The sequence below is a fragment of the Caulobacter sp. 10L414 genome (assembly GCF_056395525.1).
This window is the reverse complement of the sequence record NZ_JBFTJR010000001.1, coordinates 1-16,074: the sequence shown is the minus strand read 5'-3', so window position 1 is coordinate 16,074 and position 16,074 is coordinate 1. Positions and strand designations below refer to the sequence as shown.

General features: G+C 69.2%; 15 protein-coding genes. 13 read left to right on the top strand and 2 right to left on the bottom strand.

Features of this window, described 5'->3' with window-relative positions:
* Positions 1 to 2 precede the first annotated feature (2 nt).
* From AC1DCG_RS00075 to AC1DCG_RS00040, 8 genes are all read left to right on the top strand, one after another.
* Positions 3 to 524 (top strand): MaoC family dehydratase, encoded by a 522-nt coding sequence (locus AC1DCG_RS00075; RefSeq protein WP_101717770.1) that lies wholly within the window; start codon positions 3 to 5, stop codon positions 522 to 524.
* 2 nt (positions 525 to 526) lie between these two features.
* On the top strand, positions 527 to 1,708 hold the full coding sequence (locus AC1DCG_RS00070; protein WP_477027944.1) for an acyl-CoA dehydrogenase family protein: 1,182 nt from the start codon (positions 527 to 529) through the stop codon (positions 1,706 to 1,708).
* Positions 1,708 to 2,865, top strand: a complete 1,158-nt coding sequence (locus AC1DCG_RS00065) for a CaiB/BaiF CoA transferase family protein (protein WP_477027943.1) — start codon at positions 1,708 to 1,710, stop codon at positions 2,863 to 2,865. The genes AC1DCG_RS00070 and AC1DCG_RS00065 overlap by 1 nt, the downstream gene beginning before the upstream one ends.
* Positions 2,862 to 3,971 carry a CaiB/BaiF CoA transferase family protein gene (locus tag AC1DCG_RS00060; RefSeq protein ID WP_477027942.1) on the top strand — a complete coding sequence of 370 codons (1,110 nt, stop codon included), beginning with the start codon at positions 2,862 to 2,864 and terminating at the stop codon, positions 3,969 to 3,971. Before AC1DCG_RS00065 ends, AC1DCG_RS00060 begins: the two co-directional genes overlap by 4 nt.
* Before the next feature lie 520 nt (positions 3,972 to 4,491).
* Positions 4,492 to 5,847 (top strand): MmgE/PrpD family protein, encoded by a 1,356-nt coding sequence (locus AC1DCG_RS00055; RefSeq protein WP_477036618.1) that lies wholly within the window; start codon positions 4,492 to 4,494, stop codon positions 5,845 to 5,847.
* A gap of 17 nt (positions 5,848 to 5,864) precedes the next feature.
* Complete coding sequence (locus AC1DCG_RS00050) at positions 5,865 to 7,262, top strand: phenylacetate--CoA ligase family protein (protein WP_477027940.1); 1,398 nt, start codon at positions 5,865 to 5,867, stop codon at positions 7,260 to 7,262.
* A 1-nt stretch (position 7,263) separates the two neighbouring features.
* Positions 7,264 to 8,595, top strand: a complete 1,332-nt coding sequence (locus AC1DCG_RS00045; RefSeq protein ID WP_477027939.1) for an amidase — start codon at positions 7,264 to 7,266, stop codon at positions 8,593 to 8,595.
* Positions 8,592 to 9,374 carry an enoyl-CoA hydratase-related protein gene (locus AC1DCG_RS00040; RefSeq protein WP_477036616.1) on the top strand — a complete coding sequence of 261 codons (783 nt, stop codon included), beginning with the start codon at positions 8,592 to 8,594 and terminating at the stop codon, positions 9,372 to 9,374. The genes AC1DCG_RS00045 and AC1DCG_RS00040 overlap by 4 nt, the downstream gene beginning before the upstream one ends.
* Positions 9,375 to 9,491: 117 nt before the next feature.
* Here the strand turns inward: AC1DCG_RS00040 and AC1DCG_RS00035 are convergent, their stop codons facing one another.
* Positions 9,492 to 10,214, bottom strand: a complete 723-nt coding sequence (locus AC1DCG_RS00035) for a hypothetical protein (RefSeq protein WP_477027937.1) — start codon at positions 10,212 to 10,214, stop codon at positions 9,492 to 9,494.
* An 11-nt stretch (positions 10,215 to 10,225) separates the two neighbouring features.
* Positions 10,226 to 11,416, bottom strand: coding sequence for an acyl-CoA dehydrogenase (locus tag AC1DCG_RS00030; protein WP_477041327.1), 1,191 nt, complete (start codon positions 11,414 to 11,416; stop codon positions 10,226 to 10,228).
* A gap of 126 nt (positions 11,417 to 11,542) precedes the next feature.
* On the opposite strand from AC1DCG_RS00030, the gene AC1DCG_RS00025 reads away from it, so the two are divergent.
* Genes AC1DCG_RS00025 through AC1DCG_RS00005 form a run of 5 tightly spaced genes read left to right on the top strand, consistent with a single transcriptional unit; the run spans position 11,543 to position 16,031 of the window.
* A complete protein-coding gene (locus tag AC1DCG_RS00025) occupies positions 11,543 to 12,835 on the top strand; it encodes an aconitase/3-isopropylmalate dehydratase large subunit family protein (RefSeq protein WP_477027935.1) in 1,293 nt (430 codons plus the stop codon).
* Positions 12,835 to 13,323: a LeuD/DmdB family oxidoreductase small subunit gene (locus AC1DCG_RS00020; RefSeq protein ID WP_477027934.1), complete on the top strand. Its 489-nt coding sequence runs from the start codon at positions 12,835 to 12,837 to the stop codon at positions 13,321 to 13,323. The genes AC1DCG_RS00025 and AC1DCG_RS00020 overlap by 1 nt, the downstream gene beginning before the upstream one ends.
* Positions 13,320 to 14,180, top strand: coding sequence for an isocitrate lyase/PEP mutase family protein (locus tag AC1DCG_RS00015; protein WP_477027933.1), 861 nt, complete (start codon positions 13,320 to 13,322; stop codon positions 14,178 to 14,180). Before AC1DCG_RS00020 ends, AC1DCG_RS00015 begins: the two co-directional genes overlap by 4 nt.
* A 17-nt stretch (positions 14,181 to 14,197) precedes the next feature.
* Positions 14,198 to 15,142: a polysaccharide deacetylase family protein gene (locus AC1DCG_RS00010; protein WP_477027932.1), complete on the top strand. Its 945-nt coding sequence runs from the start codon at positions 14,198 to 14,200 to the stop codon at positions 15,140 to 15,142.
* A complete protein-coding gene (locus AC1DCG_RS00005) occupies positions 15,129 to 16,031 on the top strand; it encodes a polysaccharide deacetylase family protein (RefSeq protein ID WP_477027931.1) in 903 nt (300 codons plus the stop codon). Before AC1DCG_RS00010 ends, AC1DCG_RS00005 begins: the two co-directional genes overlap by 14 nt.
* Positions 16,032 to 16,074: the final 43 nt, after the last annotated feature.

Genomic DNA, 16,074 nt, shown 5'->3' with positions numbered 1-16,074 from the left:
CCATGTCGCAGAACTGGAAAGAGGTCGGTCCTCAGCGCTATCGCGAGACCTTCGGCCGCTATTTCGAGGACTTCATCGTCGGCGACGTCTACGAGCACCGCCCCGGCAAGACGGTGACCGAATACGACAACCACCTGTTCACGCTGCTGACGCTGAACACCCACCCGATGCACTTCGACGCCGAGTTCGCCAAGGCCTCGGAGTTCAAGAAGAACCTGGTGGTCAGCCCCTACACCCTGGCCCTGCTGATCGGCATGAGCGTGACTGACGTCTCGCAGAAGGCCATCGCCAACCTGGGCATGGACGAGGTGAAGTTCAGCGCCCCGGTGTTCGCCGGCGACACGATCTATGGCGAGAGCGAAGTGCTGGCCAAGCGCGAGAGCAAGTCGCGCCCCGGCCAGGGCATCGTCACGATCCTGACCACGGGCAAGAACCAGGACGGCACGGTCGTCTGCACCTTCAAGCGCAACATGCTGATCCCGGCGCGCGGCCACGCCGTCGAGGACAAGGTCGGGAACTACTGACGATGAGCGAGATCTCGGAAGCCGACGAACGCGCCATCCTCGACGCCATCGACAAGTGGCTGGAGAAGAAGGTCGCCCCCGTGGCGATGCAGCTCGAGCACGACGACGAGTATCCCCATGCCCTGGTCGAGGACATGAAGGAACTGGGTCTGTTCGGGGCCCTGATCGACCCGGAATACGGCGGCCTGGGCCTGTCGGCCCTGACCTATTCCCGGATCGTCACCAAGATCAGCGCCGAGTGGATGAGCCTGACCGGCGTCTTCAACTCGCACCTGATGATGGCCATGGTCGTCCAGAAGTTCGGCACGCAGAAGCAGAAGGACTTCTGGCTGCCCCGCTTCGCCAGCGGCGAGATGCGCGGGTGCCTGGGGCTGACCGAGCCGGACGCCGGCACCGACCTGCAGGGCATCCGCACGGTCGCGCGGCGTGACGGCGGCGACTACGTCGTCAACGGCGCCAAGACCTGGATCACCAACGCCATCGAAGGCCACGTCTCGGCCTTGCTGGTCAAGACCGATCCCGAGGCCCAGCCGCGCCACAAGGGGATGAGCATGCTCATCACCCCCAAGATCGATCCCGAGACCCGCGCGCCTATCGCCGGCGTCAGCAACGGCCGCAAGCTGGAGAAGCTGGGCTACAAGGGCATCGACAGCGGCGAGTTCATCTTCGAGGACTATCGCTGCGACGCCGAGCTGTGCCTGGTCGGCGGCGAGGAAGGCCAGGGCTTCCTGATGGCCACCGGCGGCCTGGAGATCGGCCGCATCAACGTCGCCGCCCGCTCGGTCGGCATCGCCAAGCGCGCCCTGATGGAAAGCGTCAAGTACGCCCAGGTCCGCAAGACCATGGGCAAGCCGATCGCCCAGCACCAGGCGATCCAGCTGAAGCTGGGCGAAATGGGCGCCAAGACCCGGGCTTCGGAGCTGCTCGTCGAAGACGCCGCCAAGGCCTACGACCGCGGCGAGCGCGTCGACATGGAAGCCGGCATGGCCAAGTACTATGCGTCGGAGACGGCGCTGTACGTGGCCACCGAGGCCATGCGCATCCACGGCGCCTACGGCTATTCGAAGGAATATCCGATCGAGCGGCTGTTCCGCGACGCCCCGCTGATGTGCATCGGCGAAGGCACCAACGAGATGCAGCGGATCATCATCGCCCGCCAGCTCGTGGCCCGGAACCCGGTCTGATGGCTAACGTTCGCCGCCCCCTGGCCGGGATCAAGGTGCTGGCCGTCGAGCAATACGGCGCCGGCCCCTACGCCACCCAGCTGATGGCCGAACTGGGGGCCGAGGTCGTCAAGATCGAGGCCCCGGCCATGGGCGGCGACGTCAGCCGCGCCACCGGTCCGTTCTTTCTGGGACAGGCCGACAGCCAGTTCTTCCAGACCTTCTCGCGGTCGAAGAAGTCCATCGCGCTCGACATCAAGACCCCCGAGGGCCGCGCGGCCTTCGAGGGGCTGGTGGCCCAGGCCGACATGGTGGTCGACAACCTGCGCGGCGATCAGCCGGGGAAGATGCGGCTGACCTACGACGACCTGAAGGGCGTGAACCCGAAGATCGTCTGCGGTCACCTTTCCGCTTACGGGCGCGGCAACAGCCGGGCCGGCTGGCCGGGCTATGACTACCTGATGCAGGCCGAGGCTGGCCTGATGAGCCTGACCGGCGAGCCGGATGCGCCGCCGGCCCGACTGGGCGTGTCGATGGTCGATTTCATGACCGGGACCATGCTGGCCTTCGGCGTGGTCAGCGCTCTGCTGTCGGCGCGGACGACGGGCGAGGGCTGCGACGTCGACGTCTCGCTGTTCGACGTGGCCTTGCACCAGCTGTCCTATCCCGCCGTTTGGGCGATGAACGAGGGCTACAAGGTCCAGCGCCTGCCGCGCGGCGCCCACCCGTCGATCGCCCCGTCGCAGGCGGTGAAGACGGCCGACGGCTGGGGCCTGGTCATGTGCCAGACGCCGAAGTTCTGGGAGGCGCTGTGCGACCTGGCCGCCGCGCCCGAGCTGAAGGCCGACCCGCGTTTCGCCGACATCCCCACCCGCCACGCCAACCGCCCGGCGCTGAGCGAGGCGATGGACGTGCTGTTCGGGACGCGCACTACGGCCGAATGGACGGCCCTGCTGGGCGGCAAGGTGCCGTTCGCGCCGATCCTCGAAATGATGGACGCGCTCGACAATCCTTTCGTGGCCGAGGTGGGCATGCGCGACGTCGTCGCCCATCCTGACCGCGCGGAAGGCTTGGCCATGCTCGCCTGCCCCGTGAAGATCGACGGCGAGCGGATGCCGGGCGTCCGCGCGCCGAAGCTCGGTGAACACACACAAGACGTTCTGGGAGCCGCCTCGTGAAGCTGGAAGGCGTCCGCGTTCTCGACCTGTCGTTCTTCCTGCCGGGGCCGATGCTGACCCTGATGATGGCCGACCACGGCGCGGACGTCTTGAAGATCGAGCCGCCCGGCGAAGGCGATCCGGCCCGCGAGATCGGCTACCGCAAGAACGGAACGAGCGTCTGGTTCCGCAACACCAGTCGCGGCAAGCGCAGCCTGCAGGTGGATCTGAAGTCCGCCGAGGGGAGCGCCCTGCTGCTTGACCTGGCCGCCGAGGCCGACGTGGTTGTCGAGGCTTTCCGGCCCGGCGTCATCCAGCGGCTGGGCTTCGACTACGAGGCCGTGAAGGCGCGCAATCCGGGCATCGTCTATGTGGCGATCTCGGCCTTCGGGCAGACCGGCCCCTATCGCGACCGGCCCGCTCACGACATCGCGGTGCAGGCCCTGGCCGGCATGGTCTCGCTGAGCGAAGGTTTCGACGGCAAGCCGACCCCGCCGAACATGCCCGCCGCCGACGCCCTGGCCTCGCTGACGGCCCTCTCGGGCGTGCTGATGGCCCTGCTGCGGCGGGAGAAGACGGGCCAGGGCGACTATGTCGACGTGGCCATGTTCGACAGCGTGCTGGCCTGGACGCCCAACGTCACCGGCAAGATCTTCGCCACGGGCGATGCCCACGTTCCCAAGGACGAGCGCTCGTGGGGCGGCAACGCCATGTACGGCCTCTATGAGTGCGCCGACGGCCAGTGGATCTGCCTGGGCGGCTCGGAGGTGAAGTTCGCCCGCAACCTCTTGGCGGGCCTGGATCGTCTGGACCTGCTGCCCTATGCCGAGCTTCAGCCCGGCCCGGGCCAGGAGCCGCTGCGGGCCTTCCTGCGCGAGGCGTTCGTCACCAAGACGCGAGCGGAATGGGAAGCCTGGTTCGAGGGCCGCGACGTCTGCTTCGCGCCCGTGCGCACCCTGAAGGAAACTTTCGAGGATCCGGCCCTGGAAGCTCGCGGCATGCTCTCGCGCGACGCCGAGGGGAACGAGATCGTCGGGACCCCGATCCTGTTCAGCCGCGAGCCGGCTGTAATCAACCCGGTTCCGCCTGAGCTGGGCGCCGGTCCGGCGGGGTGGCGGGCGCGGTAGCTTTCCTTTGCAACCGCCGTCGCTCTTCTCCGAGCATCCCCGCGCAGGCGGGGATCCAAGCCGAGCCCGGAGATGATCCGCAGCCGCTTTCCATCCTGAAAGTCAGATTGGACCCCCGCCTTCGCGGGGGACATCGGATTGAAGGGAAAGGCTGGATCCAGCCCAAACCCTAAAAGCTCGTCGTCCCAGCCAGAGCGCCGGGACGACGAGCAAGTCGGAAGAGGAAGACGTCAGGAGCCCGTCCGCTCGCGCTCCATCTGGGCCAGCAACATGGGCCCGGCCTCCATCAGCAGGAACGCGCTGGTCAGCAACAACAGAACACGCATCAGCATGGCGGCTCTCCTGTGTCGCGGACCATCCCCCCGGAAGATCCGCGAACGGAAGGCTGTACCCGTCCGCTCCAGGCGCGGCGGGGATTTCGCGTTTGGCCGACTGGCGGACAGCCGGACCGTTGTCCGCTGTGCGCGCAAACCCGAACGCCAGACCCGAGCGCGGCGGGCACCGCTGCTAGCGTCGCCGCATGATCGCCGCGCAAGCCCTCGTCGACCACGCCCTTTCCCTCCGTTGGGACGCCCTGCCGGACGTCGTGCAGGCCGACGCCCGCCGCCTGCTGCACGACGCCGTCGCCGTCTGCGCCTCTGGAGCCGGCGCGGCCTATTCGGACGCCATACTGGCCGCCGCGCGCGGCTGGGGCGGTGAAGGCGCCGGCCTGGTGCTCGGCCGCCCCGGCGCGCGCCTGCCGCCGGCCCAGGCCGCTTTCGTCAACGCCTTCCAGCTGCACGGCCAGGAGTACGACTCCGTGCACGAGAAGGCCGTGCTGCACCCGTTGCCGACGATCGTGCCGGCCCTGATCGCCGAACTGGACCGCTCTGGTCCCTACAGCGGGCAGGAGGTGCTGGCGGCCATGGTGGCGGGGGTCGACGTCGCCATCGCGCTGGGGGTCGCTGCAACGACGCCCCTGCGCTTCTTCCGGCCGGCGACGGCGGGGGTGTTCGGCGCGACGGCGGCCCTGGCGCGGTTGAAGCGCCTGCCGCGCGAGACCGCGATGGACGCCATGGGCTACGCCTTGGCCTTCAGCAGCGGCACCATGCAGGCCCATACCGAGGGCAAGCCCGCCCTGCCCGTCCAGGTCGCCGCCGCCGCCCGCTCGGCCCTGCAGGCCATCGACGTCGCCGAGGCTGGCCTGCCCGGTCCGCGCGACTGGCTGGAGGGCCCGTTCGGCTATCTGCCGCTGTTCGAGGCCGGGTTCGATCTGGCGCCCGTGCTGGCCGACCTGAAGGAGCGCTGCCGCATCGCCGAGGTCGCCTGCAAGCCCTTCCCCACGGGACGCGCTTGCCACGGCGGTCTGGTTGCCGTGCGCAAGCTGGCGACCGAGCACGGCGTCGCGCCCACAGATCTCGAAAGCCTCACCTATTCGGCGCCGCCGCTGATCCGCCACCTGGTGGGCCGCGTCGCCAAGCTGGAGATGGACACCGCCTACGCCCGCCTGTGCCTGCCCTATCTGGCGGCCGTCATGCTGACACGCGGCCGCGTGGGCCTGGACGACTACACCCCCGAGCGCCTCAACGAGCCGGACATCCTGGCCCTGGCCGCCCGCATCGTCGTCGAGAGCGACCGCAACCCCGATCCCGCCGCCTTCGTGCCGGCCCGCGCCGTCGCTCGCCTGAAGGACGGCCGCGAGATCGTGCTCGACGTCACCGCCCAGCTCGGTTCGCCCGAGTTCCCCATGAGCCGCGAAGAGCACCTGGAAAAGGCCCGCTCGTGCCTGGCCTTCGTCGGCATGGAGGCCGCCCACGGCCCGCTGACCGATCTCTTCGACCGCTTCGACACCCTGGCCGACGCCCGCGAGGCCTTCCTCCTCGCCAGCGGCGGCTGAACGCGCCCAAGGTATCCATGCCCCACCAGACCTACTGGCAGTCGCTCGACTACCCCGCCATCGTCGCCGACCACCCGATCGGCGACGACTTCACGCGCTTCGCCACCACCACCACCCGCGACGAACTGCGCTGGCGACAGAACCGCCTGTTCCTGCGCTGCGTCGTGCGCGCGTGGAAGACGCCCTTCTACCAGCGCCTGTGGGGCGCCGCCGGGATCCAGCCCGGCGACATCCGCTCGCTCGACGACCTGCCGCGCCTGCCCAGCTTCGACAAGTCCGACATCATGGCCTCGCTGGAAGCCAGCCCGCCGTTCGGCGATTTCGCAGGCTTCGAGGGCTATCCCGAAGGCCAGCGGCCGCCGGTGATGCTGCACACCACCTCGGGCACCACGGGCTCGCCCCAGGTGTTGCTGTTCGGCCCCAAGAGCCGCGAGGTGCAGAACCTGCTGCTGGCCCGCAACTATCAGTTCCAGGGGCTACGGCCGGACGACGTGGTCCACTCGGTCTACGGCCACGGCATGATCAACGGCGGCCACTATGTGCGCGAGGCCGTCACCCGCTGGACCAGCGCGGTCTTCCTGTCGGCCGGCACCGGGGTCGAGACCCGCTCGGCCCAGCAGGTCGAGGTGATGAAGCGGTTCAAGGCCAGCGTGCTGGTCGGCTTCGGCGACTATCTGAAGAAGCTGGCCGACACGGCGCTTGAAATGGGCATCGAACCCGGCCGCGACATCCCCGTGCGGCTGATCTCGGCGCACCTGGGTCGCGAGGACCGGGCGGCGATGGAAAAGGCCTGGGGCGGCGCCAAGTGCTTCGACTGGTACGGCGTGGGCGACACTGGCCTGATCGCCGGCGAAGGCCCCGACCGCGACGGCCTCTATGTGCACGAGGACGCCCACTACCTGGAGGTCTGCGACATCGACACCGGCGCGGCCGTGGCGCCGGGCGAGCTGGGCGACATGGTCGTCACCTGCCTGTTCAAGGACGACCTCTATCCGCTGATCCGCTTCAACACCCACGACGTGACGCGAGCGATCCCCAAGCCCTCGTCGATCGACGTGGTGTTCCAGCGGATCGAGGGGTTCCTCGGGCGGTCGGACAACATGGTCAAGATCCGCGGGATCAACATCTTCCCGCAGGGCGTGGGGGCCATGCTGGAGCACGCGCCGGCCTTCGCGGGCGAGTTCATCTGCCGCGCGCGACGCGACACGACCGGCCGCGACAGCTTCGCCGTGACGGCGGAAACCACGGCGGATACGGCCGAATGGCGCGACATCGCGGCGTTCTACGGCGAAATCCTCAAGCGCAAGATCGGCATCGAGGTCGAGGTCGAACTGGCCCCGAAGGGCGCCACGGCGGGCCTGACCCAGATCGACGTGCGCCAGAAGCCGATCCGTCTGATCGACGAGCGCTACTGAGGTGGCGGACTTTTCCGATCCCATCGTCGCGGCCGGCGTGGCCGGCCTGCCTGGGCTCTACGCGGCCGGGATCAACCCGGTCGACGTCACCGAAGCGTATCTCGCGCGGATCGAGCGCCTGAATCCGGCGATCAACGCCGTGGTCGAACTCGATGCCGCCGGCGCTCGGGCCGAGGCCCGGGCCAGCGCCCGGCGGTGGGCGGCGGGAAAGCCGCTGTCGCCGATCGACGGCGCGCCGATCGCCGTGAAGGCCAACATCGCCGTCGAGGGCCTAGCCCATACCGCCGGGATCAAGGCCTACGCCCGCAACATCGCGCCGGCCGATGCGGCCTGCGTGGCGCGCCTGCGGGCCGCCGGAGCGGTGATCCTCGGAACCCTGAACATGCACGAGGCCGCGCTGGGCGCGACCAACGACAACGCCTTTCTGGGTCGCTGCGAGAACCCGCACCGGGCCGGCTTCACGCCGGGCGGATCGTCGGGCGGCTCGGCGGCGGCCGTGGCGGCGGGGCTGTGCGCCGCGGCCCTGGGCACCGACACCATGGGCAGCGTTCGCCTGCCGTCGTCCTATTGCGGCGCGGTCGGCTACAAGCCGGCCCTGGGAGCGATCGCCACCGACGGGGTGACGGCCCTGTCCTGGACGCTGGACCATGTGGGCGTGCACGCCCGCTCGGCGACCGATGCGGCGCTGGTCGCCCAGGCCTGCGGCGTCGAGGAGAGCGCTGCGCTGGACGACAGGCCGCTGGCGGTGCTCGATCTCGACGGGCTGGTCGCGCTGGATCCGGCGGTCGCCGAGGGCTTCGCGCGAACGCTGGACGACCTGGCCCGCGCCGGCTGGCGGCTTGAAAGGCTGCGGATCGACGATCTGGATCTCGGGGCGCTGCGCCGGTCGGGCCTGCTGATCAGCGAGGTCGAGGGCGGCGTCGAGCACCGCCACGCCCTGGCGCTGGACCCGGAAGGCTTCACGCCGCAGCTGCGGTCATTGCTGGCCTGGGGCGCGCGCCAGACGCCCGCCAAGCTGGCCGAGGCCTATCGCCTTCTGACTGAGACGAGACGAAAAATCATAGCCGCGACAGCGCCATACACCGGGATCCTGACACCAACGACGCCGCAGCAGGCCTTCGCCTTCGGCAGCGCGGTTCCGGCTGGCCAGGCCGACCTTACCGCGCTGGGAAACGTGCTGGGCGCGCCGGCCTTCGCCCTGCCCAGCGGCGAGGCTGACGGCCTGCCGCTGTCGCTGCAGGTGATCGGTATGGCCGACGGCCCTACCCAGGCGCTGGCCGCGCGCCTGGCTGAAGCTCTGCCGCCCGCATCCGTTCCCGAGGCCTTCCGATGACCACTTTCGTCGACGGGGCACTGGCCCTCGCCATCGACGGCGACGTCGCCACCCTGGCCTTCGACCGGCCCGCCAAGCGCAACGCCATCGCCCTGGCCATGTGGCTGGCCTTGCCGCAGGCCTGCGCGGCTTTCACGGCCTCCGCCGCCAAGGTGCTGATCGTCACCGGCCGCGGCGGCCATTTCGCCGCCGGCGCCGACATCGGCGAGTTCGAAGCCGTCTATGCCACGCCGCAGAGCGCCGCTGACTACAACGCCGCCGTCGCCGGCGGGGTCGGCGCGATCGCGGGCCTCGAAAAGCCCGTGCTGGCGGCCATCGAGGGCGCCTGCGTCGGCGGCGGCCTGGCGATCGCCCTGGCCTGCGACCTGCGGATCGCCGCGCCGAACGCGCGCCTGGCCATCACCCCGGCCAAGCTGGGCCTGACCTACAGCCTGGAAGACACCAAGCGCCTGGTGGATGCCGTCGGGGCTTCGGCCGCAAGGGACATCCTGTTCACCGGCCGGCTGCTGGGCGCCGAGGAGGCTCTGCGCCTTGGCCTGATCGATGCGATGGAAGTCGACGTTCCCGCCGCCGTGGCGACCAAGGCGGCCGAGATCGCGGCGGCGTCACAGCGCTCGGTGCGGGCGATCAAGGCGACGATCCGGGCCATCCTGGCCGGCGCCGTCGAGGATGACGCGGCCACGCGCGCGGCCTTCGTGGCGTCGGTGTCGGGGCCTGACTTCATCGAAGGACGCTCGGCCTTCCTGCAGAAGCGCAAGGCCGTGTTTCCGGAGCGGTAGAGATCGTGCGTCCTTCGAGGCTCGCCCTCGGGCTCGCACCTCAGGATGAGGATATCATCGCTCTGAAATCCTCATCCTGAGGCGCCCGTGCAGCGGGCCTCGAAGGACGCAAGGCGCTCAGCGCGCCAATTCGACCAGTTCGTACCAGGTCTGCATATAGCCCCCGACGCCCCCCTTCACGAACAGCGGGTCCTCGTCGGCGGTGACCCACATGTCGTAGGTCGGGTGCTCGCCGTCCTTGCTGACCATGCCGCCGTCCTCGCCCAGGAAGCGGAAGTGACGGCAGGCGAAGGTTCCGGCCGGCGTCGTGGCCTCCTCTTCACCGAGATATTCAAGCGTGATGCTGCTCTCGACGATCTGCGGCGGCGTTGCGCCCCGGTGGTCGACCGACGGCAGGAAGATGCGCAGCTTGCGCTTGTGCGGCCCCTTGGCGATGTCCATCACCTTGCAGATGTAGGCGTCGCCGATGATCGGGTGGGTGCCGAAGCCGTCGAAGAAGCCGTTGGTCGGCATCTTCTGCGACAGACGGCCGATCGACGGGCCGTGGCTTTCGCACTCGATGAAGTCCTCGGTGAACCGGAACCAGCCCGAGCCCATGAACCGGTCGCCGACCGTAAGGCGCAGATGCAGGTCCATCGGTCGACCGTGCTCGTCGAGCGAATAGATGGCGTCGCGCAGGACGGTGGGATCCGGCTCGTCGATCTCGCACTGGGCGCGGATCGTCACCTTGCCGTCGGTGTGGCGGGTCATGGTGAAGTGCTCGCGGCCCCGCTCCTGCCCCTCCCGGCCCGGCTTGCGCGAGGTGTAGAGGATCTTGCCGCGGATGGTCCGGTGTTTCATCGCCCCGCCCCTCAGAAAGCCGCCAGGCCGGTGATCGCCCGGCCCAGGATCAGGGCGTGGACGTCGGCCGCGCCTTCATAGGTGTTGACCGTCTCGAGGTTGGCAACGTGACGCATCACGTGGCTGGCGCCGGAGATGCCGGCCCCGCCATGGATGTCGCGGGCCTCGCGGGCGATGATCAGCGCCTTGCCGCAGTTGTTGCGCTTGAGAAGGCTGATGGCTTCCGGAACCCAGTCGCCGGCGTCGAGCCTCCGCCCAAGAGCGAGCGCGCCTTCGAAGCCCAGGGCGATTTCGGTCTGCATGTCGGCCAGCTTCTTCTGGATCAGCTGTCGGGCGGCCAGCGGACGACCGAAGACGACGCGGTCGGCGACATAGGCCGCGCTGGTCTCCAGGCAGAAGCGCGCCGCGCCCATCGCGCCCCAGGCGATGCCGTAGCGGGCCTTGTTCAGGCACGAGAACGGACCGCGCAGGCCCTTCACGTTCGGCAGGATGGCGTCGTCGGCGACCAGGACGTCCTGCAGCACGATCTCGCCGGTGATCGAGGCGCGCAAGCTGAGCTTGTCGTCGATCTTCGGGGTGGTGAAGCCCTCGGTCCCGCGCTCGACCAGGAAGCCGCGGATGTCGCCGTCGAGCTTGGCCCAGACCAACGCGACGTCGGCGATCGGGCTGTTGGTGATCCACATCTTGGCGCCGTTGAGCAGGTAGCCGCCGTCAACCTTGCGGGCCACGGTGCGCATCGAGCCCGGATCCGAGCCGCCGTCGGCTTCGGTGAGGCCAAAGCAGCCGATCAGCTCGCCCCGCGCCATGCCCGGCAGCCACTTGCGCTTCTGCTCTTCCGAGCCGAAGGCGTAGATCGGATACATCACCAGCGAGGACTGCACGCTCATGGCCGAGCGGTAGCCGCTGTCGACGGCCTCGATCTCGGCGGCGGCCAGGCCATAGGCCACGTGGCTGACGCCCGCGCCGCCGTACTCTTCGGGCAGGGTCGAGCCCAGCAGGCCAAGCTGGCCCATCTCGGTCATGATCTGGCGATCGAAACGGCCGTCGGCATAGGCGGAGACCACGCGCGGCAGCAGTTGCTCCTGGGCGTAGTCGCGCGCAGCGTCGCGGATCAGGCGCTCGTCCTCGGTCAGGCGGGCGTCGAGCGCGAGCGGGTCTTTCCAGTCAAAACCGGCGACTTGAGGGGCGGCGTCGAGGGGCATGGAAGGCTAGTCCTCCGGCGGCCGCAAATGACCGCACAGCAATTGATCTGAACTTCCGCCTTTCTAGCCGGGGGCCCCGCGCCTACCCCGGTCGCCGCTGGATTTGACCGGGAGGCGATTAGGTTGATGGGCCAAGTGGGCGGAAGAACGCTCGTCGAGAAGGTGATCGCCAAGGCCGCGGGCCTGCCGGACGTGCGCGCCGGCGACCTCGTCACGGCCAAGGTCGATCTGGCCTTCGCGCACGACAGCAGCGGCCCGCGCCGCTGGCGTCCGCTGCTGGAAGAGCTGGGCGTGGGCCTTTGGGACCCGTCCAAGGTGGCGATCGTCTCGGACCACTACGTGCCGGCCGTCGACGCGGAATCGGCGGCGATCCTGAAGACCACGCGCGACTTCGCCCGCGACTACGGCGTCGCCAACTTCTTCGACATGGTCGGCATCTGCCACCTTGTCCTGCCCGAGCACGGCCTGATCCGTCCGGGCGCCTTCATCGCCGGCGGCGACAGCCACACGCCCACGGCTGGGGCTTTCGGGGCCTATGCGGCCGGATACGGCGCCACCGACATGGCCGCCATCGCCGCGACCGGCGAAACCTGGCTGGCCGTGCCCGAAACGATCCGCGTCGAGTGGAGCGGAAGCTTCGCGCCCGGCGTGACCGCCAAGGACGTCATGCTGTTCCTGTGCCGGGAACTGGGCATGGACAACGCCTTCAAGGCCGTGGAATTCGCCGGCCCCCTCGTTGAGGCGATGCCCATGGCCGAGCGCATGGTGCTGGCCAACATGGCCGCCGAGCTGGGCGCCGAGACCGGCGTCGTGGCGCCCGACGCCGTCACCTTCGCCTATCTCGCGGCGCGCGGCGCGCCGGTGACCGACGAGAACGCGGCTCTCGCCCTGCACTCGGACACCGACGCGACCTACGCCGCCGTCCACCGCTTCGACGCCGCCGATCTGGTTCCGCAGATCGCCGCCCCGCACTCGCCGGCCAACACCCGCGACGCGACCGACTTCGCCGACGTTCGCATCGACCAAGCTTATATCGGCGCCTGCGTGGGCGCGAAGATCGAGGACCTGCGGATGGCCGCCGACGTGCTGAAAGGCCGGCGCGTGGCCCCGGGCGTGCGCCTGCTGGTGGCCCCGGGTTCGGCCCGCACGGCGGAGCTGGCCGCGCGCGAGGGCGTGATGGAGACCCTGCTCGCGGCCGGAGCGGTGCTGATGCCGTCGGGCTGCGGCGCCTGCGCGGGCATGGGCGCGGGGATCCTCGCCGAGGGCGAAACCTGCATCTCGTCGACCAACCGCAACTTCCAGGGCCGCATGGGCCATGCGGGGGCCAAGGTCTATCTCGGCTCGCCCTACGCCGTGGCCGCCGCGGCCGCGGCCGGCCGGATCGTCGATCCCCGCCCCTTCCTGACGGGAGCCGCCTGATGTCCCGCGCTTTCGTCTTCGGCGACGCTGTCGACACCGACCTGCTCGCCCCCGGCAACCTGATGAAGCTGCCGCCCGCGCAGCTGGCGCAGCATTGCCTGCGGGCCATCGCGCCGGACTTCGCGTCCACGGTTCAGCCCGGCGACGTGGTGTTCGCCGGCGCCAATTTCGGCCTCGGCTCGTCGCGCGAGCAGGCGGCCGTCTCCCTTCGACTTCTTGGCGTCTCGGCGGTGCTGGCGACTTCGTTCGCTCGCATCTTCTACCGCAACGCCATCAACCTCGGCTTGCCGGCCTTCGTGTTTCCCCAGGTCGGCGAGGTGAGCGACGGCGATCGGATCCAGCTGGATCCGGTCGCCGGACGTCTCGAGAACATCACCACGGGCAAGGTCTACGCCCTGACGCCGATCCCGCCGCACCTGATGGCGATGATCGAGGACGGTGGCCTGATCCCGCACCTGAAACGCCGCCTGAAGGGAGCCGCCGCATGAGCCTGCGCGACCGCCTCGCCCAAGACACGCCGCTGCTGGCCCCCGGCGCCTATGACGCCCTCTCGGCCCTGCTGATCGAGCAGGCCGGATTCGAGGCGATCTATCTCTCCGGCGCCTCGATCGCCTACACCCAGCTGGGCCGGCCCGACATCGGCCTAGTGTCGTTCGACCATGTGGCCGACGTGGTGGGCCGCGTGGCCGAGCGTGTGAAGCTGCCGCTGATCGTCGACGGCGACACGGGCTTTGGCAACGCCGTCAACGTGCAGCGCACGGTCCGGATCTTCGAGCGCATGGGCGCCGCAGCCATCCAGTTGGAAGACCAGACCTTCCCCAAGAAGTGCGGCCACCTAGCCGACAAGAGCCTGGTTCCGACCGCCGAGATGGCCGGCAAGATCCGCGCGGCGCTCGACGCCCGGGCCAGCGACCAGACCCTGATCATCGCCCGCACCGACGCCATCGGGGTGGAAGGCTTCGAGGCCGCGCTCGACCGCGCCCACGCCTATGTCGAAGCCGGCGCCGACGTGCTGTTCGTCGAGGCCCCGCGCACGATCGGCGAGATGAGCGCCATCGCTCATGCCTTCGCCGGAAGGGTTCCGCTGCTGGCCAACATGGTCGAGGGCGGCAAGACCCCGCTGCTGGACGTGAATGAGCTGGGCCGCATCGGCTTCAAGCTGGTGATCTCGCCCGGCGCCCTGGTGCGCGCCCTGGTGCCGACGGCCGAGGCGTTCCTCGCCAGCCTCAAGGCCAATGGCGCGACCCGTCCGTTCGCAGAGCGGATGATCGACATGGGCGGCGTGAACGAGCGCATCGGCCTTGCTGATATGGCCGCCACCGGCGCGGTCTACGCCGCCGGGTGAGTCTGGAGGCGTTATCGATGCAGGCCGATCCCAACCTCTACGACCACTGGCCCTATAGGGACCGCCCGAAGATCGTCTGGCCGGACGGCAAGAAGCTGGCCTTCTGGATCGCGCCGAACATCGAATACTATGAGTTCGATCCGCCGAAGAACCCGCAGCGTCCCGGCTGGCCCAAGCCTTCGCCTGACGTCGTGGGCTATTCACAGCGCGACTGGGGCAACCGGGTCGGCCACTGGCGGCTGATGGAGCTGCTCGACAAGTACGGCATGCGCGGCTCGATCTCGCTGTCGGTGGGCCTGCTGGACCACCATCCGGAGATCATCGAGGCCTGCGTGGCGCGGAACTGGGAGTTCTTCAGCCACGGCATCTACAACACCCGCTATTCCTACGGCATGGACGAGGCCCAGGAGCGGGCCGTGATCGAGGACTCGATCCGCTCGGTCGAGGCCGCCACCGGCCAGCGGATCCGCGGCTATCTGGCCCCGGCCCTGACCCACACCGAAAAGACCTTCGACCTCCTGGCCGAAAACGACTTCTGGTACACCTGCGACCTCTTCCAGGACGACCAGCCCCAGCCGGTGAAGACCAAGACCGGCAAGCTGATCTCGATGCCCTATTCGCTCGAGGTCAACGACGTCATCACCTACGGCGCGCTGTCGATGAGCCCCTGGCGCTACGCCGACGTGCTCAAGCGCCACTTCGACCAGCTGCTGGAAGAAGGCGAGAAGTCGGGCACAGTGATGTGCATCCCGCTGCACGCCTATCTGGTCAGCCAGCCGCACCGCATCCGGCCGTTCGAGGACGCCCTGCGCCACATCGCCGGCCACGACGAGGTTTGGATCACCACGGCCCGCGAGATCTCGCAGCACTATCGCGAAAACTACTTCGACCAGACCGTGGCGGACATCGCCGCCCGCGGCCTCGCCACGCCGGGAACGGGGTTCGACAATGCCGCTGCCTGACGAACACCTGATCTATCCGCACCGCTGCTACGGCATGGACCAGGACCGCTACGCCTGGCGGCCGGTCACGCAGCGCACACCGATCGCGCTTCCCGGCGGCGCAGCGGTCACGGCGATGATCGTCGTGCCGATCGAGCATCATCCGCTGAACCCGCCGGGCAAGCCGTTCAAGCACCCCGGCGCCATGGTCACCCCCTATCCAGACCTGCGCCACTACACGACGCGCGACTACGGCAACCGGGTGGGCGTCTACCGCATCCTGGACGCCCTGAAGGCGGCGGGAATGAAGGCGACCTTCCCGATCAACGCCGACCAGTTGGAACGGCTGAAGCCGCTGGTCGAGGCGATCATCGCCGACGGCCACGAGATCGCCGCCTACGGCCTGTCGACCACCCACATCCACTGGGGCGGCCTGGATCGTGAGACGGAAGCTGCCTGGGTGGACGAGGTACGGGCGCGCTTCGACGCGGCGGGCCTTGCGCCCCGCGCCTGGCTCAGCCCCGCCCGCCAGCAGTCTTTCGCGACGCTGGACCTGATCCGCGCCGCCGGCTTCGAAATCTGCCTCGACTGGGAGCAGGACGAGGTTCCGGTGGCGATGAAGACCGACGCTGGCGAAGTGATCGGCCTGCCGCTGTCCAACGAACTCGACGACCGCGCCCTGATGATCGACCGCCGCCAGAGCGAGGACGAGTGGGCGATCCAGGTCCTGGAAGCGGCCGACTACCTCGCTCAGGACGCAGATCGGTTCGGCGGACGGGTGCTGAGCTTCACGCTGACGCCGTATGTGACGGGGCAACCGTTCCGGATCTCGGCCCTGCGGCGGTTGCTGTCGGGGCTAGGCGAGATCGGTGTGAAGGCGATGACGGCGAGCGGGATCGCGCGGCCGTAACCGCCTGCGGCGGCCCCCTCAGTCGCTCCGCGACAGCTCCCCC

Bases quoted from the DNA above. Each gene is read 5' to 3' on its own strand.
- AC1DCG_RS00035 (WP_477027937.1), bottom strand. From the start codon at position 10,214: ATGAAACACCGGACCATCCGCGGCAAGATCCTCTACACCTCGCGCAAG.
- AC1DCG_RS00020 (WP_477027934.1), top strand. From the start codon at position 12,835: ATGTCCCGCGCTTTCGTCTTCGGCGACGCTGTCGACACCGACCTGCTC.
- AC1DCG_RS00075 (WP_101717770.1), top strand. From the start codon at position 3: ATGTCGCAGAACTGGAAAGAGGTCGGTCCTCAGCGCTATCGCGAGACC.
- AC1DCG_RS00040 (WP_477036616.1), top strand. From the start codon at position 8,592: ATGACCACTTTCGTCGACGGGGCACTGGCCCTCGCCATCGACGGCGAC.
- AC1DCG_RS00010 (WP_477027932.1), top strand. From the start codon at position 14,198: ATGCAGGCCGATCCCAACCTCTACGACCACTGGCCCTATAGGGACCGC.
- AC1DCG_RS00030 (WP_477041327.1), bottom strand. From the start codon at position 11,416: ATGCCCCTCGACGCCGCCCCTCAAGTCGCCGGTTTTGACTGGAAAGAC.
- AC1DCG_RS00025 (WP_477027935.1), top strand. From the start codon at position 11,543: ATGGGCCAAGTGGGCGGAAGAACGCTCGTCGAGAAGGTGATCGCCAAG.
- AC1DCG_RS00015 (WP_477027933.1), top strand. From the start codon at position 13,320: ATGAGCCTGCGCGACCGCCTCGCCCAAGACACGCCGCTGCTGGCCCCC.
- AC1DCG_RS00065 (WP_477027943.1), top strand. From the start codon at position 1,708: ATGGCTAACGTTCGCCGCCCCCTGGCCGGGATCAAGGTGCTGGCCGTC.
- AC1DCG_RS00055 (WP_477036618.1), top strand. From the start codon at position 4,492: ATGATCGCCGCGCAAGCCCTCGTCGACCACGCCCTTTCCCTCCGTTGG.
- AC1DCG_RS00070 (WP_477027944.1), top strand. From the start codon at position 527: ATGAGCGAGATCTCGGAAGCCGACGAACGCGCCATCCTCGACGCCATC.
- AC1DCG_RS00005 (WP_477027931.1), top strand. From the start codon at position 15,129: ATGCCGCTGCCTGACGAACACCTGATCTATCCGCACCGCTGCTACGGC.
- AC1DCG_RS00050 (WP_477027940.1), top strand. From the start codon at position 5,865: ATGCCCCACCAGACCTACTGGCAGTCGCTCGACTACCCCGCCATCGTC.